General features: G+C 54.9%; 19 protein-coding genes. 8 read left to right on the top strand and 11 right to left on the bottom strand.

All coding sequences use genetic code 11. From position 1 onward, the window contains the following. Window positions 1-46: 46 nt before the first annotated feature. Together HNV11_RS14370 and HNV11_RS14365 are read right to left on the bottom strand one after the other, a co-directional pair. Complete coding sequence (locus HNV11_RS14370; RefSeq protein ID WP_171740324.1) at window positions 47-856, bottom strand: lytic transglycosylase domain-containing protein; 810 nt, start codon at window positions 854-856, stop codon at window positions 47-49. 297 nt (window positions 857-1,153) lie between these two features. Further along, the gene (locus tag HNV11_RS14365; RefSeq protein WP_171740323.1) at window positions 1,154-1,324 is read right to left on the bottom strand and encodes a DUF1059 domain-containing protein; all 171 of its coding nucleotides are present in this window, start codon (window positions 1,322-1,324) and stop codon (window positions 1,154-1,156) included. A 230-nt stretch (window positions 1,325-1,554) separates the two neighbouring features. On the opposite strand from HNV11_RS14365, the gene HNV11_RS14360 reads away from it, so the two are divergent. The 5 genes from HNV11_RS14360 to HNV11_RS14340 all read left to right on the top strand — a co-directional run bounded on the left by HNV11_RS14360 (window position 1,555) and on the right by HNV11_RS14340 (window position 6,137). Then, entirely contained in the window at window positions 1,555-1,833 is a 279-nt protein-coding gene (locus tag HNV11_RS14360) for a SelT/SelW/SelH family protein (protein ID WP_171740322.1), read from the top strand. A gap of 78 nt (window positions 1,834-1,911) precedes the next feature. Continuing rightward, the gene (locus tag HNV11_RS14355) at window positions 1,912-3,618 is read left to right on the top strand and encodes an IlvD/Edd family dehydratase (RefSeq protein ID WP_171740321.1); all 1,707 of its coding nucleotides are present in this window, start codon (window positions 1,912-1,914) and stop codon (window positions 3,616-3,618) included. Window positions 3,619-3,716: 98 nt separating this feature from the next. Beyond that, the gene (locus HNV11_RS14350) at window positions 3,717-4,484 is read left to right on the top strand and encodes an SDR family NAD(P)-dependent oxidoreductase (protein WP_171740320.1); all 768 of its coding nucleotides are present in this window, start codon (window positions 3,717-3,719) and stop codon (window positions 4,482-4,484) included. Between the two features lie 104 nt (window positions 4,485-4,588). Continuing rightward, window positions 4,589-5,101 (top strand): hypothetical protein, encoded by a 513-nt coding sequence (locus tag HNV11_RS14345; protein ID WP_171740319.1) that lies wholly within the window; start codon window positions 4,589-4,591, stop codon window positions 5,099-5,101. Window positions 5,102-5,111: 10 nt separating this feature from the next. Beyond that, window positions 5,112-6,137: a patatin-like phospholipase family protein gene (locus HNV11_RS14340; protein WP_171740318.1), complete on the top strand. Its 1,026-nt coding sequence runs from the start codon at window positions 5,112-5,114 to the stop codon at window positions 6,135-6,137. A gap of 68 nt (window positions 6,138-6,205) precedes the next feature. On the opposite strand, the gene HNV11_RS14335 is transcribed toward HNV11_RS14340, so the two are convergent. The 8 genes from HNV11_RS14335 to HNV11_RS14300 form a co-directional block, all read right to left on the bottom strand. Continuing rightward, window positions 6,206-7,126: an EamA family transporter gene (locus tag HNV11_RS14335; RefSeq protein ID WP_171740317.1), complete on the bottom strand. Its 921-nt coding sequence runs from the start codon at window positions 7,124-7,126 to the stop codon at window positions 6,206-6,208. Window positions 7,127-7,245: 119 nt separating this feature from the next. Further along, the gene (locus HNV11_RS14330) at window positions 7,246-8,652 is read right to left on the bottom strand and encodes a leucine-rich repeat domain-containing protein (RefSeq protein ID WP_171740316.1); all 1,407 of its coding nucleotides are present in this window, start codon (window positions 8,650-8,652) and stop codon (window positions 7,246-7,248) included. 97 nt (window positions 8,653-8,749) lie between these two features. Then, a complete protein-coding gene (locus tag HNV11_RS14325; RefSeq protein ID WP_171740315.1) occupies window positions 8,750-11,569 on the bottom strand; it encodes a M16 family metallopeptidase in 2,820 nt (939 codons plus the stop codon). Between the two features lie 184 nt (window positions 11,570-11,753). Then, window positions 11,754-14,051 (bottom strand): heavy metal translocating P-type ATPase, encoded by a 2,298-nt coding sequence (locus HNV11_RS14320; RefSeq protein ID WP_240163439.1) that lies wholly within the window; start codon window positions 14,049-14,051, stop codon window positions 11,754-11,756. Window positions 14,052-14,086: 35 nt separating this feature from the next. Next, entirely contained in the window at window positions 14,087-14,290 is a 204-nt protein-coding gene (locus tag HNV11_RS14315; RefSeq protein WP_171740314.1) for a heavy-metal-associated domain-containing protein, read from the bottom strand. A 198-nt stretch (window positions 14,291-14,488) separates the two neighbouring features. After that, on the bottom strand, window positions 14,489-14,674 hold the full coding sequence (locus tag HNV11_RS14310; RefSeq protein ID WP_171740313.1) for a CsbD family protein: 186 nt from the start codon (window positions 14,672-14,674) through the stop codon (window positions 14,489-14,491). A gap of 52 nt (window positions 14,675-14,726) precedes the next feature. Further along, entirely contained in the window at window positions 14,727-15,890 is a 1,164-nt protein-coding gene (locus HNV11_RS14305) for a flavin-containing monooxygenase (RefSeq protein ID WP_171740312.1), read from the bottom strand. A gap of 73 nt (window positions 15,891-15,963) precedes the next feature. Next, window positions 15,964-16,413, bottom strand: a complete 450-nt coding sequence (locus tag HNV11_RS14300) for a DUF2147 domain-containing protein (RefSeq protein ID WP_171740311.1) — start codon at window positions 16,411-16,413, stop codon at window positions 15,964-15,966. A 166-nt stretch (window positions 16,414-16,579) separates the two neighbouring features. Between HNV11_RS14300 and HNV11_RS14295 the strand changes: the two genes are divergently transcribed. From HNV11_RS14295 to HNV11_RS14285, 3 genes are all read left to right on the top strand, one after another. Beyond that, a complete protein-coding gene (locus tag HNV11_RS14295; RefSeq protein ID WP_171740310.1) occupies window positions 16,580-17,107 on the top strand; it encodes an acyl-CoA thioesterase in 528 nt (175 codons plus the stop codon). A gap of 108 nt (window positions 17,108-17,215) precedes the next feature. Further along, a complete protein-coding gene (locus HNV11_RS14290; RefSeq protein WP_171740309.1) occupies window positions 17,216-17,710 on the top strand; it encodes a hypothetical protein in 495 nt (164 codons plus the stop codon). A 173-nt stretch (window positions 17,711-17,883) separates the two neighbouring features. Beyond that, entirely contained in the window at window positions 17,884-20,016 is a 2,133-nt protein-coding gene (locus HNV11_RS14285) for a M3 family metallopeptidase (protein WP_171740308.1), read from the top strand. Window positions 20,017-20,071: 55 nt separating this feature from the next. Here the strand turns inward: HNV11_RS14285 and HNV11_RS14280 are convergent, their stop codons facing one another. Further along, entirely contained in the window at window positions 20,072-20,851 is a 780-nt protein-coding gene (locus HNV11_RS14280; RefSeq protein WP_171740307.1) for a hypothetical protein, read from the bottom strand. Between the last annotated feature and the right edge of the window lie 121 nt (window positions 20,852-20,972).

Raw genomic sequence — 20,972 nt, 5'->3', positions numbered from 1 at the left:
AAACGACTGCGCCAACAGGCTGCCGTCGGCCGAATAAAATGAGTTGTCAGGCAGCCCGGCGCAGTTCTGCCATTGGCCATGGCTGAAAAGCCGTTCGGGGCGCGGGCGACAGAAACGACGAGTAATCGTTGGGCCGCGACAAAACTTCTTTGTACAGCAATACGCGGTATAAATAATAGCGGGTTTCGCGCGGGAGCGTCATCCGGTAATAATCCCGGTGGGCGTCGCGCCGGAGCTGGTTTTTCAGATAGCTTGGTCCGGCATTATAGGCCGCAGCCACCAGCGACCACGACCCCAGCTGATCGTAGAGTTTACGGAGGTAGCGGCAGGCGGCTTCGGTAGCTTTGTGGACGTTGAACCGCTCGTCAATCCGGCTGGTCACTTTCAGGCCCAGTTCGCGGGCCGTGCCGGGCATAAGCTGCCAGTAACCGGCGGCACCCGCCCGCGAAACGGCTTTGGGTCGCAGACCGCTTTCGGCCAGGGGCACGTAACGAAAATCGTCGGGAATGTCGTATTTCTCTAGAATCGGGTCAATAACCGGGAAGAATTCTTCGGCCCGTTGGCGGAGGTTACCGAGGTCGCTGGCGTGAGGGCGGAACAGCGTAAATACGTGTTTCCAGCGATCAACGACGTCGGATTGGTCCAGGGGCATACATTCTCCGCAGAAATCAACGTCCAGCAGGGGCAGTTCGGCTGCCGTATTGCTCGAAATGGGTGTCAGTACACTGGTTCCGTCCGTCCGGGTGCGGGTAGCGTCGGAATGCGCAACTGTACTGATTTTAGAGGGAGAAATCGGGATAATGGGCGATGCGGTAAACTTGGCGGCAACCGCGATGGCCGGGCGGATTACAGCCATCAGTAGGGAAAATCCAACTCGCTTCAGCAAAACTCAATTAGGATGGTAATGAGTCTATAACGTAAGTAGGTTGTGTTTTAGTTTGTTGATTATCAATATTTTGTAAAGTTACAGTTTATTTGCAGAATTGCCTTTAACGTATACTCGGTTTAAAGTTTAGTGTTTTGGAAGCCCGGTTTTGTCCTAATTTGTCGCTGAGTGCGAATGAGTTGGGAGCCGCTTAATCAATAAAACAACTATGAAAACGGCCACGATCTACAGAATAGAACATGGCCGTTTTTATAATACCGTTTGAGCTTATTCGTCGTGAATCAGCGTGCGTATCTGGCCCGCCATTTCGGGCGTGACCTCAACGTTATGCACGGTCTGGGCGTGAACGGCAGCCTGCTGAAGCACCTCGTCTTCGGTGGCTGCGTGAATTTCGGCGTTGCAATCAAAGCCAGCGTCCCGGCAGCGGAGTGTTTTCATGATCTTCGGAATTTGGGTTTTGGAGAATAAAGTCGGGTTCTCTAGTAAAGGGGTAAATGTACAGAAAATCAAGTTGTTATTGGATGCGTAATTTCCTGTGCTCGTTGGCTAATAGTCTCTGTTCAACGGTAAATTGAGTTACCGGCGGCCTGCGTCCTGCAAATAAGACCAGGAATCTTTGTCCGGCTTGATGATTAAACGTATATCTTGTCTGGCTCAATCAACGCTTTATGAAACCAACGATTTCGATTGAATACTGCCCAAAATGCGGCTGGCTATTACGTTCCGCCTGGATGGCGCAGGAACTGCTTACGACCTTCACCGATGATGTGCATGGCGTCCTGCTGCAACCGGCCGAAGTGAGCGGGCGCTTCTCGGTCCGGGTTGACGATCAGGTGATCTTCGACCGGAAAGTGGCCGGTCGCTTTCCGGACGTAAAGGAGTTGAAGCAACTGGTGCGCGATGTCGTCAATCCAGAGAAAGACCTGGGCCACTCGGACCGGAAGTAATCAGCCCAAAGCAGGCAGATTTCATGGTAGATTACCGGCTGTCTGCTCTTTACCAATTAATCTAGTTCTTACGCTATTATGCCCCTTCGTTCCCAAGACTGGTTTGGCCGTACCGGTAAAGACGGCTTCATTTACCGCGCCTGGATGAAAAATCAGGGTTTCCCGCACCACGAGTTCGAGGGAAAGCCCGTCATTGGTATCTGTAATACATGGTCGGAACTGACCCCCTGCAACGCCCACTTCCGCGAACTGGCCGAGGCCATCAAGCGGGGCGTCTGGGAAGCCGGCGGCTTTCCGCTGGAATTCCCAGTGATGTCGCTGGGCGAGTGCCAGATCAAACCGACCGCCATGCTGTTCCGTAATCTGGCCAGTATGGATGTAGAAGAAAGCATCCGGGGCAATTCGCTCGACGGCGTTATTCTGATGTGCGGCTGCGACAAAACCACGCCTTCGCTCGTCATGGGCGCGTGCAGCGTCGACATACCCACAATGGTCGTGTCGGGCGGGCCCATGCTGGCCGGGCGATTCCAGGGCCGAAAGATTGGCACCAGCGATCTGTGGCGGTTTGCCGAAGCCTATAAGATAGGGGAAATGAGTCAGGCGGAGTTCGTGGCGGCCGAAGCCAGCATGGCCCGGTCGCAGGGGCATTGCGCCGTAATGGGTACGGCCTCCACCATGGCCGCTATGGTCGAGTCGCTGGGACTGGCCCTGCCCGACAATGCCACCATTCCGGCCGCCGATTCACGCCGGAAAGTCTTGGCGCACCTGACCGGCATGCGGGCCGTTGAACTGGTCCGCGAGAACCTCACCCCGTCTAAACTCCTGACCCGCGAAGCCTTCGAAAACGCCATTATGGTGAACGCAGCTTTGGGCGGTTCAACCAACTTTATTCTGCACCTGACGGCTATTGCCGGACGCTTAGGCGTGAACCTGTCGCTGGATGATTTCGACCGCATTTCGGCCAAAATTCCTCTGCTGACGAACCTGCAACCCTCCGGCGAGCACTTTGTAGAAGATTTGTTTTACGCCGGAGGCCTGCCCGCCGTCATCCGCGAACTGCGCGGGTACCTGCACAACGACGCCCTGACGGTGAACGGCCAGACAATCGGCGCCAACTGCGTGGAAGCCAAGTGTTATGACCCGGAGGTGATTGCTACGGTTGATGAGCCATTCAAGCCGGAGTCGGGCGTGGCAGTGTTACGTGGCAACCTGTGCCCGAACGGAGCCGTGCTGAAGCCCTCGGCTGCCACGCCAGCCCTGATGCAGCATACGGGCCGGGCGGTGGTGTTTGAAAACATCGACGACTACAAAGCCCGCGTCGACGACCCCGATCTGGACGTTGACCCAAGCTGCGTCCTGGTGCTGAAGAACGTTGGGCCGAGGGGCTATCCCGGTATGCCCGAAGTCGGCAATATGCAGCTGCCGGCCAAGATTCTGGCGATGGGCATTCACGACATGGTCCGGATTTCGGATGGGCGTATGAGCGGCACCGGTTTCGGTACGGTCGTGCTGCACGTTTCGCCGGAAGCCGCCGTGGGTGGCAATCTCGCTCTGGTGCAGAACGGTGATCTGATTACGCTCGACGTCGAAAACCGGCGCCTGCATCTGCACGTCTCCGACGAAGAACTGGCGGGTCGGCTGGTGCATTTCAAACCGCTCGATCTGGGCTACCAGCGCGGTTACGTAAACCTGTACATCCGCCACGTAACGCAGGCCCACGAGGGTGCTGACTTCGACTTTCTGCGGGGCGCGTCGGGCAGTGAAGTCAAGCGGGATTCGCACTAATCCCAATTCGTATCCTGCGCCCGTGTCCTGAATGATAGGGTGCGGGCACAGGATACGGATTCAATTCTAAAGTATTAGTAGCCCGTTTCGGGAAGTGAATGAACCAGATTTTTGCGAACCAGACGGCCATCATCACCGGGTCCGGAACCGGTATCGGTTTTGCCATTGCCAAAGCCCTCGTCCAGCAGGGCGCCCATGTCCTGCTTAACGATTACGACGATACGCTGGCCGTCTATGCCGCCGAAACCCTCCGGCAGGAAGGCCCCGGTCAGTGCGTAGCCTGCCCTGGCGATGCGTCCGACGTCGGCTTTATCCGGCAGATGGTTGAAAGGGCTGTTCAGGAGTTTGGGTCGGTGGACATTGCCATTGCCAACGCGGGCATTACCGTCTTCGGCGATATTTTCACCACCACGCCCGATGCTTTTCAGAAGATCGTGAACCTGAATCTGCGGGGCAGTTTCTTCCTGGCGCAGGCCGCAGCCAGTCAGATGCGGACTCAGGGGCGGGGCGGCAGTGTCCTGTTCATGTCGTCGGTCGTGGGGCATCAGGCGCATCCCGGTCTGCCGGTCTACAGCATGACGAAGGCCGGGCTGGAGATGCTGGCTAAACAGTTAGTCATTGATTTTTCGCCCCTGGGCATCACCGTCAACGCCATTGCGCCCGGCGCTACCCTCACCGAACGCACGCTCGACGACCCCGACTACATTCCAATCTGGTCGCGCATTACGCCCATGGGCCGACCGGCTACCGTGGAGGACATCGCCAACGCAGCCCTGTTTCTGGTTGCACCCGCATCCCGCCATATTACCGGGCAGAGCCTGGTTGTTGATGGCGGCTGGACGAGCGTGGGCATTCCGCCGGTTTAAGGCTGCAAACAGGTAAAAATACGCTAGAAGTCAGGTAGTTAGTAGCTTGGTTCGGTTGGCCGGCGAGACGTATCTTTAGTGTCTCAACCTTCCCTTACCGATTCATGCGACGCTATGCCTTTCTTATCCTCCTGGGTATATTATATGAGCGGACCCAGGCGCAGGAGTTCCCCAGGGGTTTTTCTCTGCCGATTGAACTAGGACAGGGCTTCAACCAGCCGGTTGGCAGTCCGCCCCTGTATTTACTGACACTTCAGGTCGTGCCGCAGGTTACATTAATTGAAAAACGTCTTCGGCTGGGGGCGGTACTGGGCGGCTTTTATCCGGGCGCCCGCGTGGGCGGACTGGCTGGCCCGCGTCTGACGCTGAAACTGCTCGAAGGCCCGCCCATTCTGTCCGCTACGTCGTTTAACCTGCACCTGCTGGGCGAGTTCCTGTGGGCTACGGCTCCCGCGCTGGAAGGTGGTCGGCAACTGCTGGGCGGAGGCATCGGCCTGGGCAGCTCCGACCTGGTGACGGTTGCCTTTAAACTGCACCGCGATCTGAACCAGCCCGCGACCTGGTTTCAGGTCAGTATCGGCTATAACATCGCCAAACCTAAAATTCCTTCTTTATAAGCATCTTGTCATGGCTAAAACAGCTCTTGTCATCAGTGGGGGCGGCTCGAAGGGAGCCTTCGCCGTGGGCGCGCTCTCGTTCATTCACCAGAATGTGAAAGCAATCGACCAGTTTGATTTGTATTGCGGGACCAGCACCGGATCACTCATTGTTCCGCTGGCGGCTCTGGGCGAACTGGCGCTGCTCAAACAGATTTACACCACTACGAAGCAAACCGATGTGCTGATCATGGGCGGGATCGCTAACCTGATTGGCAACGTCTCCCTGCACGATGCAACGCCCCTGAAACGCCTGATCGAAACGCATCTTACGGATAGCCGTTTCACGAACCTGAAGGCATCGACAAAACCCGTTTTTCTGGCTACGGTATGCCTGCAAACCGAGCGGCTGGTTTATTTCACGATGCAGGCGGCCAACGCAACTCTTGACTATGATACCGAACGCATCCTAAACGTAGTCGATCTGCGCCGGGCCATGCTGGCGTCGGCCTGTCAGCCGGTATTTATGCAGCCGGTTGAGTGGCGGCCGGGCGCTGTTCCGGTAAGGCAGTTTGTCGATGGTGGCCTGCACGAACTGACTCCTTTGCAGGCGGCAATTGATCACGGAGCAGAGAAAATTATCGCGATTACAAACAGCCCGGTTCAGACGCCCGCCGACAATCGGCTGATCAACAAGGCGACGGCCATGCTCGATCGAACGATTGACCTGTTTTCCGAAGATGTCAGTAATAATGACTACCGGCTGGCTAACTTTTATCAGCAGACCACAACCTACCTGCAGCGGGTCCGGGCCCAGCTTCGGGCGCAGGGTGTTTCGTCGGCGGTTATTGAGCAGGCATTTGGGCAGGCCGACAATCCCGTAGCCGGAACGGCCCTGACCGAAATTATTCAGATTCGACCCGAAACCAAGCTCCTGGAAGGCGGGCCGGGAGGCTTAACGTTTAACCCGCCCGCCATGCAGCAAATGTTCGACAAAGGAATAGAGCAGGCCAAAAAAGTATTCGCGTCGCTGCCCCAGCCGGTTGGCCCGGTATAAACAGAAATGCCCCGGTTGCCGGGGCATTTCTGTTTGCAGAACAATACGTCTTTGTGGTAGGGTAGGGCTTACTTTCTCCCCAGCGTAATGAGGATGACGCCTATCAGCGCAATGACTGCCCCTACCAGCGACTGGCTGGAGAAAATTTCACCGGCAAACGTTACGCCGAGCAGCATGGCGACTACCGGGTTTACGAAGGCATAGGTGGAAAGCAGCTGGGGCGAAGCATTGCGGGCCAGCCAGGCATAAGACGAAAAACCGATGATGCTGCCAAAGACCACCAGATAGAACATGGAGCCAACGGCTTTAGCAGGTGCATCGAGAATGCTCAGGGGCGTAACGGGCTCCACGCACAGACTGATAAGCAGCAGGAGCCCCCCGCCAACAAGCATCTGAATGCCACTCGATATATTGGGCGCGGGCAGCGATACCCGCGGAGTCAGCAGCGTGCCGATGGCCCACGAAAAGTTGCCGAACGTAACCAGACTCGCGCCGATCAGGTTGGCGTCGAAGCCGCCCGTCCCCTGCATCTTATCGGGTTTGATAAGAAAGAAAATACCGATCAGACCCACGACCAGCCCTGCCAGAGCCAGGTTGGTGGGGCGTTGCCGACCGAACGATACCCAGTTCAGCGTCAGCAGAAAAACAGGGAGCATACCGCCCAGCAGGGCCGCTACGCCGGTTGGAATGTATTGAAGTCCGACCGTCAGACAGCCGTTGGCAATGGTCAGCAGCAGAACGCCAATAATGCCCGCCGAGCGCCACTCGGTCCGCGTAGCCCGGGGGGTGCCGGTCAGGCGAGCGTAGCTATACAGGAGCGTACCGGCAACAATGTATCGCAGCGAAGCCATGTAAAGCGGTGGCATCCGCTCGGTCATGAAGTGAATAAACAGGTAGGTTGACCCCCACAAAATGTAAACAGATGTGAGCGCTGACCAGAGCTTTAAGCGACTTGGGGCAACCGTAACGAGAGGAGTAGCAACTTGCATACAACTGACTGATTTACGCAGGTGTAACACATGCAAGTTGGCTTTTTATCCGCTTATAACCCAGAAATTTTATAAATTCTGGGACTATTTATGAAATTTCTAAGCAAAATATTATTTGGTTAATAAAAGACTTCCGTGCGTCTGGATTCCAGTTGTTTAATCTGAGCCGCGAAGGGACTGGCCATAGCTTCGCGGCCAAACAGCGGATTACTGCCCAGATACACTTTCCGCAGATTCCTGATTTCGTTCAGCACCGTAGGAAATTCCTGGATGTTATTGTTGTTCAGGCTCAGCTCTTCCAGGGCCGGTAACGACGATAGCACCGGCGGGACGACCGTAACCCAGTTGTAGCCGATGTCCAGCACGCGAAGGCTTTGCAGGCGCTCGAACTGATCGGGAAGTTTGCTGATGCGGTTGTGATGGGCGAAGAGAACGCGCAGCCGACGTAACTTCGCCAGCGACGGAGGCAACTCCTTCAGATCGTTATGAGCAACGGCTAATTGCTCTAACTGTTTCATTCGACCCAGTTGCCGGGGTAGCTCGGTTAGCTTATTGTAATACAGATCCAGCACCCGGATTTGCTTTAACCGGCCGATGGTTTTAGGTATACGGGTCAGCCCGGCATTGTACAGGTTGAGGTCATTCAATCGGCGCAGACGACGAAGCGTTTGGATGTCAACCTCGCTCAGCGCATTGTTGCCCATCCACAAACTTTCGAGTCGGCGGTTCCGGCGGACAGACGACGGAATTCGCGTCAGGCGGTTGCCCTGCAGGTTCAGGGATATCAGGTGGTTGTTGCGCGTAATGAAGACACTGTCGTTCGGAATGGCGTTGTAGAGCAGACTGAGCCGTTTGAGCGTTGGAATATTGGCCGTTAGTCGGGCGGGGAGTTCATGCAGGCTATTTTTGGATAAATCCAGTTCTTCCAGGTTCGGAAACCGGTACACCACCTCCGGAATTGTGCGCAGTTCGAGCTGATTGAAAGCCAGCATCGTAACTGTATCGGGCCGGGTGGTGTTCTGAGCCGCTTCGAGGGTACTGATCATGCCCGGTCCCCGCCGAATCGTGCGGGGTGGTGTATATGAACTTCCGTACATCATGCCCGTCATAAGACGAAACGGGGCGGTGCCGCTGGCGGGGAAAGTCGTTGTGGCGTAAAAATCTGTCAGGGCCTGCACCATCGTTCGCAGGACCGAGTCGGGAACTGGCCGATGAGGGTCGACCAGAACGTACTGCGCCTGTCCGTTAGGCCGGTAGTAGGCGTAAATACTTAAATCGAACCCTTTTTTAGGAAGGTCCGTCCGCTTCTTCATAAACTCATTGAACTGGTTCCAGTTGGCCTGCATGGCTTTCAGAGCGCCCTGCGGCTGCGTCTTGAACAGGTTCATCAACGACGTATAATTTCGATCGAGAACCGACCTTCGAACCTGATGCAGGGTTGTATCGCGCAGGAGCATGACGTTTACCTGAGCCAGACCCGGCAGGCTGAACGCCAATAGGAGAAAGAACAGAAGCGGTTTTTTCATGACATGACGTGGTTCTCAACAGTAGATGAGAATTCCGGTCAGAATCCATAAAAAAGACGAAGCCGTACCACAATTTAGATACGGCTTCGTTGGCGGTTCAATCTTTCTTGCTTCCGCTGACGGATGCGGCCGGTTGTTTATCCGCAATTTTTTTGGCGGCTTTTTCGAAGTCGCCGGCTTTGACCATTGTCAGCTTTCCGTAGTCAAGGTATTTTTTGAGCGCAGCGTTAACCTGATCGGGCGTCAGGGATTCGAGTTTTTTATCGAAGTCGGCATCGTACATAAACGAGCGGCCTTCTTTCCGGGTAAGATACTGCACCCATTTACTAGCCAGCATGCCATCCTGCGAACGTTCCAGTTGCTTTTCCTGAAGAATCGCCGATTTGGCGGCTTTGACTTCCTCGGCCGTTACGCCATCTTTTACCATTTTCTGTACCTCCTCGCGGAACGCATTATCGAATTTCTCTGCATTTTCGGGGTTGTAGATGGCGTATGAGCCAAAGCCGCCAACGCGGTCGTTGTCGTCGGCCCAGATATACGAACCAACGCCGTAGCTGATCCCATCTTTTGTTCGGATGCGCGTGGCCAGCCGTGAGTTCAGCATGCCTTCGCCCAGGATGTAGTTCGCCAGGGCGAAAGCCGGATAATCGGGGTCATCGTCGCGGAGAGGCACCTGCATACCGCCGGCAAAAACGGCGCTGGTCTTATCGTTCGTCTGAATCGCCTGCGTCTGGGTTTTTACGTCGCTAAAGAGTGTCCGGGGAATGCGGACGAACAATTTAGCCGCCTTCCATTTGCCAAATTCATCTTTGACCAGTTTGCGCATTATCCCTTCATCGAAAGCGCCAACCACGGCCACCGTCGCATCCTGAGCGCCGTAGAAATTTTTGTGAAAATCTTTCACGTCGTTCAACGACAGCTTGTTGATGGCGTCAATCTCTTCATCGAAGGTCATCGTTGCGAGTGGGTGCCCTTTGGGATATGGCTCCATCAGGCGACTCAATGTATTCCAGGCGATGGCCTGTGGCTCCTGCTTCTGCGACTCAATCTGCGCCAGGCGTTCCTGCTTTAGTTTGTCAAACTCCGCCTGCGGGAAAGCCGGATTCTTCAAATAATCCGAAACAACCTTTACCACGGCGGGTAGTTTGTCTTTTTCGGCTTCAATCCGCACCGTGGCCGACTGGCCGTACCCATACACCTGCACGCGGGCTTTTAGCTTATCCAGTTCATCCTTAATCTGCTGAAACGAACGGGTTTTCGAGCCGCGTTCCAGCATCTGAGCCGCGAAACGGGATGCCAGCGTCTGGTTCATCAGGCTTTTTTCATCGCCGTAGCGCAGCCGGATCTGCATATTCACCGAGTTGCCGCGGGTGCTTTTGGGCAATAGCGCATACTTCAGGCCGTTGGCTTCAGCGCCCCGTTTGGTGCGGGCGTCAATGTTGGCGGGCGATACGTCGAAGGCTTCTCCAGCCGCTACTGCCGTTTCACCCTTATAGTCTTTTACCAGAGCTGCGATATCGGGCGTATCCGGAATATCGGCTCGGTCGGGTTTCTGATCAGGTATAAAGACGCCGACCGTCCGATTCGAGGGCTTAAAGTAAGCAGCCGCCACGCGCTGCACATCGACGGGCTGCGCCTTGCGAATGGCGTCGCGGTAGAGAAACACCAGCCGCCAGTCGCCAGCAGCGATCCACTCGCTGAGTTGCAGGCCGACGCGGTCGGTGTTCTTAAACAGCAGGTCTATGTCTTTAAGCAGTTTAGTTTTTGCCCGCTCCACTTCTTCGGCGGTCGGTGCTTTCTGCCTTAGCTCATCGAGGGTGGCCAACAGCACCGCACGGGCTGAATCGAGCGACTGCTCCTTCCGGAGTTCAGCGTAAAAGTAAGCGAAGCCGGGGTCGTGCAGGGCGGGTGTCCAGCCATACTGGAGAGCCGCTTTTTTGTTTTCAATCAGCGCCTTGTACAGTCGGCCGGAGGGCTCGTTGGTTAAGACGTCCATTAAAACGTCGATGACTGCGTAGTCGGGATGTGAGCCGGCGGGGGTGTGGTAGGCTGCGGCCACGCCCTGCGTATCGCCCACGCGCCGGAGGGTGGTGTGACGTTCGCCGTCCTGCGTCGGCTCAACGGTATAGGTTTTTGGCAACTGCCGGGAGGGGCGGGCAATCGGGCCAAAATACTGACTGACCAGGTCGAGGGTTTTACGTTCATCGAACTTACCGGCCACCAGCAACACAGCGTTGTCGGGCTGGTAATATTTCTGATAAAAGGCTTTGAGGTTTTCAATCGGCACCCGCTCGATGTCTTCTTTTGAGCCGATGGTTGATCGGCCGTAGTTATGCCAGAGGTAGGAGGCCGACAATACCCGTTTCTCGAGTGTCCACTGGGGTGAGTTTTCGCCAATCTCAAACTCGTTCCGGACGACGGTGAACTCGGTTTCGAGATCTTTCTTGTCAATGAAGCTATTCACCATCCGGTCCGATTCCAGGTCAAGCGCCCACTTCAGATTCTCGTCGGTAGCCGAAAACGTTTCGAAGTAGTTCGTGCGGTCGTACCAGGTTGTGCCGTTTGGCCAGGTACCATGTTCGGTGAGTTCCTGCAGGATGTTTTTGTGCTTGGTCGAGCCTTTAAACACCATGTGTTCGAGCAGGTGGGCCATGCCGCTCTCGCCCAACCCTTCATGTCGCGAGCCGACCAGATACGTAATGTTGACAGTAACTGTGGGTTTTGAAGGATCAGGAAAAAGAAGTACCCGAAGCCCATTTTTAAGCTGATACTCCGTGATGCCTTCCACGGAGGTGACCTTGGTAACGCCTTCGGGTAGAGCGGCTGAATTCGTTTGGGCAGGAGCAAGGTTGAGACCGCCAAGCAACAAAGCAGCAGCCAGCAACCCTCGCCGTATACATAGATGGAGAGTAAACATAGGCGTAAAAAAGAAGAGTTAGGAAGTTGAAAGTGATTAAGTGTATAGTTACTGACAAAGCCCTTGAAAATCAATCTTTTTAATACTTGTTAACGCTCTTCTGTGTAAACGGTAGTTCTGATACAGAAAGCGGCCAACCCCAGGAAGGATTGACCGCTTGTTGTTATAAAAATGAAGATAGGGCTTATAACCGGATTGCGCGCAGACGGAGGCTGTTGCTCACTACCGAAACCGAGCTAAGGGCCATAGCAGCCCCGGCGATCATGGGGTTGAGCAGGAAGCCAAACGCCGGATATAAGACGCCAGCCGCAACCGGAATACCAATGAGGTTGTACACAAAGGCCCAGAACAGATTCTGCCGGATGGTCTGCACGGTGCGCTTGGAAAGCTGTAATGCTTTGGGTACGCTGGTGAGGTCAGACGTTATCAGCGTCATCTTGGCGACATCTATCGCAATATCCGAGCCTTTGCCCATCGCGATGCTCACGTCGGCCTGTGCCAGTGCCTGCGAGTCGTTGATCCCATCGCCAACCATCGCCACCACCCGGCCCTCGGCCTGTAGCTTCTTTACAAAGCCCGCTTTGTCAGCGGGTAACACCTCCGCCTGATAGTGCGCCAGACCAACCTGCTGCGCAACAGCGGCTGCGGTCTGGGCGTTGTCGCCGGTTAGCATATACACGTCGATACCCCGGCGTTGCAGCGTTTCAACGGCCTGCCGTGACGTAACCTTAACGGGGTCGGCAATGGCAATGAGGGCTAACAGCGATGGCGTTACGTTCCCACCCGGGCTTGTTCGGGCAAAGAAAATGACGGTCTTGGCTTGGTTCTGTAACTGAAGGGCCTGCTGTTCCAGCTCATTCGGGAGGCTAATCGCGTGTTCGGCCAGCAGGTTTCGGCTGCCGACCAGATACGTTACGCCCTCGTAGCGGGCCGTTACGCCTTTGCCCGTTACACTCTCAAAAGTGTCCAGCCGAACCGGCGTTCCGCCGTTTACCTTCAGGTGTTCCGTAACGGCGTTGGCCAGCGGATGCTCCGACTGCGCTTCCAGGGCATACAGCACCGCAGCCAAACGGCTCGCTTCGTCCTGCGAAACCAGCCAGTGTAGGTCCGTTACGACCGGCTTTCCTTCCGTTAGCGTGCCAGTTTTGTCCAGCACCACCGCATTGACTTTGTAGCCCAACTCCAGGCTTTCGGCGTCTTTGATGAGGATATTGTTCTCCGCACCTTTGCCAACACCAACCATGATGGCGGTTGGCGTCGCAAGCCCCAGCGCACAGGGACAGGCAATCACCAGCACCGTTATCGACGTAAGCAGGGCTGTTGTCAGGGCATTATCCTGCCCCAGCAGGAACCAGATGACGAACGTAAGCAGGGCAATGCCGATCACGACCGGTACGAACACGCCCGCGACTTTATCGACCAACTGCTGTACGGGTGCCTTGCTGCCCTGCGCATCCTGTACCGTGCGGATGATCTGCGCCAGAATGGTATCGGCCCCCACACGTTCGGCCCGAAACTGAAAAGCGCCTTTCTGGTTTATCGTCCCGGCAAATACCGGCGCGCCCGCCTGTTTGTCAACCGGCACCGGCTCTCCACTAATCATGCTTTCGTCTACGTACGACTGGCCCGACGTTACCTGACCATCGACCGGAATTTTTTCGCCCGGCCGGACAATCAGAACGTCACCCACCTGTACCTGCGCAATAGGAATTTCGCGCTCGGTGTCGCCCGTCAGGATACGTACCGTTTTGGGTTGCAGGCCCATCAGTTTTTTGATAGCCGATGAAGTACTTGATTTGGCGCGTTCTTCGAGGAGTTTACCCAATAGAATAAACGCGACAACCATCGAGGCCGCTTCAAAATAAACGTGCGGCTCCTGCCCCCGGCGTAACCAGAAATCTGGATTCAGCGTATTGAACGCGCTGAACAGAAAGGCAATACCGGTGCTTAGCGCAACCAGCGTATCCATGTTGGCTTTGCCGTGGCGGGCCTGTCGCCAGGCGTTTACGAAGAACGACCGGCCTAAGCCAAAGACAACGGGTGCCGAGAGCGCCATCATGATCCAATGGGCATAAGGAAGCCTGGCGCCGTCCATAAAGATCATGCCGATAACCACGACGGGAATCGACAGCAGAAAGGCCCAGATTGTGCGCTGCTTAACCGACTGGTAGTGCGCCTGCTGCGCTTCTTCCTGTACCTGCTGCGGGTCTTCGGCATCAACGACGAGATCATACCCAATGGACCGAACGGCATTTTGCAGACCTTCGGGCGTGATGGTCTTCGGGTTATACTGCACCCAAGCCGTCTGGTTGGCGTAGTTAACGCCTGCATCGCTGACGCCCGGCGTATTCTTCAGCATCGACTCGACACTGACCGCACAGGCCGCGCAGCTCATTTCCAGCACCGGGTAGGTCTTCCGAACGTCGGTTCCGGAGCCGACATTTTTACCCGATTTGGCAAAAGGACTAATACTTGTATTCATTGGATAGTTGCCCGGAAGGGCTCCAGGATTCCAGATTATAAACGCTCCGCTTTGTAGCCAGCCTGCTCAACAGCCAGCCGCACCGCCGTAGCGTCTTCCGTCTCGGCGGTGAGCCGCTTGTCGGGGCTTTGCGTATTAACCTGCCAGCGGCCTTCGCCGACGGCTTTGTTCAGATAGGGCGTGACCACAGCAACGCAGCCACCGCATTTGATATTGGTTTTGAATTCGACAGATTTCATACTTACAGGTTCTATAACCGTTGCCATGAGGTGGTAGGCTGAACGGTCTTTATGGATAGAACAAAGTTCGGGCTAAGAACGGTGCCGATACTTACACAATTCTTGTCGGGACGTACAGGATAAGGGTAAAAGAAAAACACCCGTTTCCGGCCAGCCTGCTGGTTCAGAAACGGGTGTTTACGTATTGATTGTTGCGATTTACAGATCGGCAATCGCTTTGTTGATCTCGTCTTTGGTCTTGCCGGTCTTCTGTTGAATTTTGCCGTACATCTCGTCCGACTGGCCTTCTTCATAAGCCAGATCATCGTCGGTCAGGTCGCCGTAGGCTTGTTTCAGTTTGCCTTTCAGTTCATTCCAGCCACCTTTTACAGTTGTCTCGTTCATGGTCGTAATGATTAACGTTGAATGGTAATACGTAGTCGCTTTGACTACCTTATTAGAACGATACCGGGACCGGATTGTTTTCGGCAATGTGTTGAGCGATCCGCTCCGAGTCGATGTTGAGGTTATAGATGATGCCCGTCAGCGGAGTAGTATACCCCAGGAAATACAGTCCCGCCAGGTCAGCCTCCGGAAAGCACAACTGTTTGGGGTAGCCGCGTTCGTTCAGAACGCGGCCCGACAATTCCTCGCCCAGCATGGACGATAGGCCCGGTCGGTAGCCGGTGGCCAGAATAATCGCGTCGAACGGCAGTTCGCGCCCATCGGTGAACGTAACGGTTCGGGCGTTGACCCGCTCAATACCTGGCACCACCTTAATATTCCCCGCTTTGATCTGATCGAGCGTGCCGAGGTCAATGACCGGAATCCGGCCCTGACGCGTATCGTAGGAGGGCGGACGGTCCGGTTTGCCAAGACCGTAAGCCGATAGATCGCCCACCGTCAGCCGCTGCGCTAGGCCCGCTACAAAGTCGTAGAACCAGTAGGGGAATTTGCTCAGGAAAATAGCCGTCGGCTGGGCGGGTCGGCCGAATACGTCCCGCCGAATTATGTTGATAGGCCGCCGTACCGAAATAAAGGACCGAGCGCCATGTTCATACAGATCAAGCGCAAGCTCGGCCCCGGTATTGCCCATACCCACCACCAGCACATTTTCGTCGCTGAACGGTGCGCCGTTACGGTACTCCCGGCTGTGCCAGATAATACCCCGAAAATCGCGCTGGCCGGGGAGTTCCGGTACGTTCGGGATGCGGTTATAGCCCGTTGCTACCACAACACGGTCGGCGTTGAACAGCTCGGTTTCGGTCTGCACCTGCCAGGCCGGACTACCGGGCGTCTGATTACGGCCGATACGAACAACTTTCTGGTTATAAAGCGGTTTGATGCCGAAGTGTTCCGCGTAACGTTCGAGGTATTCGACCACCTGCAGACGCGATACGTAGGTGGGGTAATTGGCCGGATAGGGAAAATGGGGGAGGGCCGAATGCTGCTTGACCGTATGCAGATGGAGCCGGTCATAATGATTCCGCCAGGCAAAGCCCGTGTATTCAGAAGCCTCCAGCACGGTAAAGGGCAGATTCCGGTGGGCCAGTTGTCCGGCCACGGCCAGCCCGGCCGGACCGGCGCCGATAATCAAGGTTGTCGGGTTAGCAGGTTGCATGTCAGACCGTCAGGGCGGTTAGCGTAAACAGGCGAATCGAGCCGCAAAACTAAATAACCCGACAACGTAATAACTACTTAATTCGTGTCCAGGTCTGGGTTTTGCCCAGCAGTGATATACCAACGTAACCGCGCACGTCGAGCGTGTTCGGGTCTTTTAGTGTCATTTTGCAGTTGTACTCTTTCCCGTCCTCAGGGTTGTAAATCTTACCGTCGCTCCAGACATTCCCACCGTCGTACTTAAAGTTATACATCAGGGGCAAGTTCAGTAACGGGCGTGAATGTTTCGATGCGTCGGCGTTTTTGATGTCGGTTTTAGGCTTGCCGGTAGTCGGATCGTTGGGTTCACTCAGCCAGATCAGTTTGCCAAAATACGTGCCGCCTTTTTTAAATATCTGGACGTGCCCCTTCTTGGTTCCGTTCAGCCATGTTCCCACAACGGCATCGGGATCATCCTGGGGCGCGAACGAAGCGAAGGTGAGGCATAAGGCAAGTAAAGGGAGAAGCAAACGCATTCGTTTCATGCAGGATGGCGATTTAGAATTAAACGACTATTTTGTTGTACTAACGGAAATATATTAAATGGGATTACGCCGGTGAACTGAATTGCGCTGAAATTTTTGCGATACTACCGAACTTTGCCGAATCGCAGTCCGCTGCTTACCTGTTTCTTCACTATCTTCTTTTGCTATGTTCAAACGAGATCCAAACCGCAGTTATCCAACCGAAACCGAATCGCGGATGATCATCCGTTTTCAGGATTGCGATCCACTGCAGCACCTCAATAACTCGAAATACTTCGACTATTACTTTAACGCCCGCGAAGATCAGGTCGCTAAACTGTATGACTTCAATCCCGGCCAGCTGTTTCGGGAGCTGGGCACGAGCTGGGTGGTGTATCAGCACCAGATTGCCTACCTCCGGCCCGCCATGGTGAGCGAGTGGATACGCATTACGTCGCGGCTGATTTTCTTCAACGAGGATACGCTCGTCACGGAGTTTTTTATGACCGACGATGCCAAATCCCACCTGAAGAACGTGCTCTGGATGACCTCCAAATACATCAGCGTGCGGACCGGCAAGCGCGTACCGCACGACCCGGTGGTGATGGAGTACCTGAATGCCACCAGGCTCGCCAATGTCGATTACCCGCATGTTGATTTCAACGACCGCATCCGCGAAATCAAACAGCAGATAACGCCGGTCAAAACGGTATAATCCATCAAGCGCAGTCAAACTGACTGCGCCTGATCTTTTTTCAGCTGGCATTAAACCATTGTCCGGCTGGTTGTTCAAAGGGGCAAATACAACCCGATAACAACCACCATGAAAAAAGCCCTAATGACGACCGCTACACTGGTCGTTCTGCTCACTACCAGCGCACTGGCGCAACGCTACGGCTATCCAACCGCACCCCCGGCCCGACAGCCTTACTCCGATTATCCGCAGCAGCCAAGCTATGGCCAGAATTACGGCCAGCCTAATTACAATTACGACTTTGACGACTATCAGTTTGACCGCCATCTGGACTGGTGGGATCGGGAGCTGAACCTGTCGCGTCGGCAGGAACGCGAAATTCGCCGGATTCGCGACCGCTTCGAACAGCAAACCCGCAGCATCAACCCCCGCGACCCGCGCCAGCGCGACGCGTTCCGGCAACTGCGGCAACGCCAGTTTTTCGACATGATGGCCGTTCTGAACTCGGCTCAGCGCGACCGGGTTATCGAGCGGATGCGGCCCTACGAACGGACGGCCAGCCGCGGTCCCGGTCGGGGCAATCGCTATGATCGCGGACCCGGTTCGTATCCGCGCAGTTATTAAGTGAGGGAGTAATGGACAAAAACAGCCGACCACTTTGGTTGGCTGTTTTTTTTGTCTACGTAATAGTTTAACTAATTGCCATTCAGCCGATAATCAGACCGATACAGCAACTTTCATTTGGCAAATGCGTCATAGTTTCCTATTTTTCCAGGAAACTCATATCCCAAAATTCGATGTTAAGTCATCAACGAATCCGAAAAACCGGTTTATTGCTGGCCGTTGCGGCCACTACCGCGCTGGCCCAGCCGTCGCCGAATCAACCCAAAATGACCCAGAATCCATTTTTAGCGCCGTACCCAACTCCCCACCAGACGGCTCCGTTCGACAAGATTTCGAACGATGCTTATCTGCCAGCCATTCAGGAAGGTCTGGCCCAGGGACGCAAAGATGTAGACATCATTATTAACAATGCCCAGAAGCCTACGTTCGAGAACACGATTGTGGCGCTCGAACGCTCGGGCGATCTGCTGGGCCGTGTTACGTCGGTACTGTTCAACCTCAACGGAGCCGAAACCACACCTGAACTGCAGAAAATCGTGAAAGAGGTTTCGCCGATGCTGAGCGAATACGGCAACGACATCACCCTGAACGAGAAACTGTTTGCCCGCGTAAAGGCCGTTTATGAGCAGCGCGCCAGCCTCAAGCTTGATACCGAAAGCGCTATGCTGCTTGAGAAAGCCTATAAGCGGTTTGCACGTAACGGTGCCAACCTTGATGCTAAAGGCAAAGAGCGGCTGCGGGCTATTGACAAGGAATTATCCCAGCTTTCGCTGCAGTTTGGTGAAAACGTCCTGAACGAAACCAACGAGTTCGTGATGGTCGTTACCGACGAAAAAGACCTCGCTGGTCTGCCCGATTTCGCTCGCGAAGCTGCTAAAGCGACGGCCAAGCAGAAAGGCAAGGAAGGCTGGGCGTTTACGCTGCAGGCTCCCAGCTACGGGCCGTTCATGCAGTATGCCGACAACCGGGAGCTGCGTAAGAAACTGTATATGGCCTTCAACGGGCGCGGTTTCCACGGCGACAAAAACGACAACTCGGTAATCATCGAAAAAATTGTGAACCTGCGCTACGAGCGGGCGAACCTGCTGGGCTACAAAACCCACGCCGATTTCGTGCTCGAAGAAAGCATGGCCGGCTCGCGCGATAAAGTGCAGAGCTTCCTCGATGAACTCGTTACGTATGCCCGTCCGGCAGCCGAACGGCAGTTGGGCGAGCTGACTACCTACGCTAAAGCACACGGCTTTACGGAAGACAAACTCCAGGCCTGGGACAACAGCTACTACGCGGAGAAGCTTAAGAAAGAAAAATACGACCTCGATGACGAAACGCTGAAGCCGTACTTTAAGCTCGACAACGTGCTGGACGGCGCGTTCATGGTTGCCAACAAGCTGTATGGTCTGACCTTTAAGGAGCGCAAAGACATTCCGGTGTATAACCCCGAAGTGCGCACGTTCGATGTATTCGACAAGGACGGCAAATTCGTAGCCGTATTCTATGGCGATTATTTCCCCCGGGCCGGTAAGCGCAGCGGTGCCTGGATGAATGATATTCAGGGCCAGAAAATTGAGAACGGACAGAACATCCGGCCGCATATCATTAACGTCTGCAACTTTACGCGGCCTACCGACACCAAGCCGTCGCTGCTGACGTTCTACGAGGTAACGACCCTGTTCCATGAGTTCGGCCACGGTCTGCATGGCATGCTGGCGAACGGCAAATACGAAAGCCTGAGCGGGACCAACGTGCCGCGTGATTTCGTCGAGCTGCCCTCGCAGGTGATGGAGAACTGGTGCTACGACCCCGAAGCACTGAAACTCTTCGCGAAGCACTACCAGACTGGCGAGGTGATCCCGAACGAACTGATTGAGAAAATCCGCGCCAGCCAGAACTTTTTGGCCGGTCTGGCTAACCTGCGGCAGTTGCGCTTTGGGCTGGTAGATATGTACTACCACGGGCAGAAGCCAACCGGCGAGACTATTACGCAGGTCGAAAATAAAGTAGATTCCGTCGCTAACCTGTTTCCGCGCGTTGAAGGCATAGCGTTCAGCCCGGCCTTCTCGCACATTTTTGCGGGGGGTTATTCGGCTGGTTATTACAGCTACAAGTGGAGCGAAGTGCTGGATGCCGATGCTTTTGAGTTCTTCAAGGAGAAAGGCGGTCTGGACAACAAAGCGGCCGCCGACAGCTTCCGCAAGAACGTCCTGGAGAAAGGCGGCAGCGAGAAGCCAATGGAACTATACAAGAAATTCCGGGGCCGCGAACCGTCGCCCAAAGCGATGCTGCGCAGAAGCGGGCTGATTCTGTAAACGCAGCGCTCATAGATTCAAGCGGGGCGGAACTGGTTAGCCAGTTCCGCCCTTTTTATTTTCGCCCGATGGCAGGCGAATCCTGCGTGACTTTGGCATCAATTTTTGTTTTTTCCTGAATGATATGTGCCGAAACGCTGCTCTGGCCGCTTGGTTCGGGCTCTTTGCGCGTCAGGCTGAACGAATTGATCAGGCTCTTCATGCGTGAGGGGTCATAGCCAGCCAGGTAAGCCAGCAACGATATTGAAACGGCAAACTTAAAATAAGCCGGAGCTGTAAGCCCCAGAAACTGCTCGGGGTGGGCACTATCGGACGAGGTTGTGAAATTGGTCAGGTACGACCCGGCAATGAAAATCAGGTAAGTCAGGAAGCCCCGCAGCATGGATACCAACGGGTTTTCGGTCATATAGAGATAGCTCTGAAAATCATCGCTGGTCGTGTTGGCCGAAGTAGGCGGAATGTGTCGAAACTTATTATCGGCGGCCAGGTTAGAGGCAATGCCGCCCAGTACGCCCGCCAGCGAAGCCAGAATCGCTCCATTAGTAGGTGTGAACAATAGTCCATACGTCAGCAGATTTGCCCAGTTGACGCTACCGCTGGCGTCGGTCAGAAACGGACTATAGCGATTTGCACTCAGGCTCATGCCCATGATGAAGAGCACCAGCCAGCTTAGGAACAGAAACACGCCCATCGCGGTCTTGGTGAGCCGAAGAGCAGAGCTTAGCTCCCGGAACGAGGCTGCTTCCGGCTCTTTTGCAGGTGGGGCTACGGGCTTATGGCCGTTCCGTCGGGTTATCGGAATCAGCGTATCTATCTTTTCCGCATTTCCATTCATGGCTATAGAGTTTAGGGAATAGAAAGTTGCGCCAAAACGCTTTGATTGTCAAGCGGGTTAGTGCAGATTCCGTATAAATACGGGTCAAGTCAGGTGAATTGTGCAGTGTATTTCTGGGTAT

Source organism: Spirosoma taeanense, from assembly GCF_013127955.1.
Lineage (GTDB): Bacteria > Bacteroidota > Bacteroidia > Cytophagales > Spirosomataceae > Spirosoma > Spirosoma taeanense.
The sequence above is the reverse complement of the archived record's forward strand: the minus strand, read 5'-3'. Positions and strand labels throughout refer to the sequence as shown.

What these genes read in the sequence shown, in the direction of transcription:
- HNV11_RS14370 (WP_171740324.1), bottom strand. Translation starts at nt 856, where the DNA reads ATGGCTGTAATCCGCCCGGCCATCGCGGTTGCCGCCAAGTTTACCGCA.
- HNV11_RS14365 (WP_171740323.1), bottom strand. Translation starts at nt 1,324, where the DNA reads ATGAAAACACTCCGCTGCCGGGACGCTGGCTTTGATTGCAACGCCGAA.
- HNV11_RS14360 (WP_171740322.1), top strand. Translation starts at nt 1,555, where the DNA reads ATGAAACCAACGATTTCGATTGAATACTGCCCAAAATGCGGCTGGCTA.
- HNV11_RS14355 (WP_171740321.1), top strand. Translation starts at nt 1,912, where the DNA reads ATGCCCCTTCGTTCCCAAGACTGGTTTGGCCGTACCGGTAAAGACGGC.
- HNV11_RS14350 (WP_171740320.1), top strand. Translation starts at nt 3,717, where the DNA reads ATGAACCAGATTTTTGCGAACCAGACGGCCATCATCACCGGGTCCGGA.
- HNV11_RS14345 (WP_171740319.1), top strand. Translation starts at nt 4,589, where the DNA reads ATGCGACGCTATGCCTTTCTTATCCTCCTGGGTATATTATATGAGCGG.
- HNV11_RS14340 (WP_171740318.1), top strand. Translation starts at nt 5,112, where the DNA reads ATGGCTAAAACAGCTCTTGTCATCAGTGGGGGCGGCTCGAAGGGAGCC.
- HNV11_RS14335 (WP_171740317.1), bottom strand. Translation starts at nt 7,126, where the DNA reads ATGCAAGTTGCTACTCCTCTCGTTACGGTTGCCCCAAGTCGCTTAAAG.
- HNV11_RS14330 (WP_171740316.1), bottom strand. Translation starts at nt 8,652, where the DNA reads ATGAAAAAACCGCTTCTGTTCTTTCTCCTATTGGCGTTCAGCCTGCCG.
- HNV11_RS14325 (WP_171740315.1), bottom strand. Translation starts at nt 11,569, where the DNA reads ATGTTTACTCTCCATCTATGTATACGGCGAGGGTTGCTGGCTGCTGCT.
- HNV11_RS14320 (WP_240163439.1), bottom strand. Translation starts at nt 14,051, where the DNA reads ATGAATACAAGTATTAGTCCTTTTGCCAAATCGGGTAAAAATGTCGGC.
- HNV11_RS14315 (WP_171740314.1), bottom strand. Translation starts at nt 14,290, where the DNA reads ATGAAATCTGTCGAATTCAAAACCAATATCAAATGCGGTGGCTGCGTT.
- HNV11_RS14310 (WP_171740313.1), bottom strand. Translation starts at nt 14,674, where the DNA reads ATGAACGAGACAACTGTAAAAGGTGGCTGGAATGAACTGAAAGGCAAA.
- HNV11_RS14305 (WP_171740312.1), bottom strand. Translation starts at nt 15,890, where the DNA reads ATGCAACCTGCTAACCCGACAACCTTGATTATCGGCGCCGGTCCGGCC.
- HNV11_RS14300 (WP_171740311.1), bottom strand. Translation starts at nt 16,413, where the DNA reads ATGAAACGAATGCGTTTGCTTCTCCCTTTACTTGCCTTATGCCTCACC.
- HNV11_RS14295 (WP_171740310.1), top strand. Translation starts at nt 16,580, where the DNA reads ATGTTCAAACGAGATCCAAACCGCAGTTATCCAACCGAAACCGAATCG.
- HNV11_RS14290 (WP_171740309.1), top strand. Translation starts at nt 17,216, where the DNA reads ATGAAAAAAGCCCTAATGACGACCGCTACACTGGTCGTTCTGCTCACT.
- HNV11_RS14285 (WP_171740308.1), top strand. Translation starts at nt 17,884, where the DNA reads ATGTTAAGTCATCAACGAATCCGAAAAACCGGTTTATTGCTGGCCGTT.
- HNV11_RS14280 (WP_171740307.1), bottom strand. Translation starts at nt 20,851, where the DNA reads ATGAATGGAAATGCGGAAAAGATAGATACGCTGATTCCGATAACCCGA.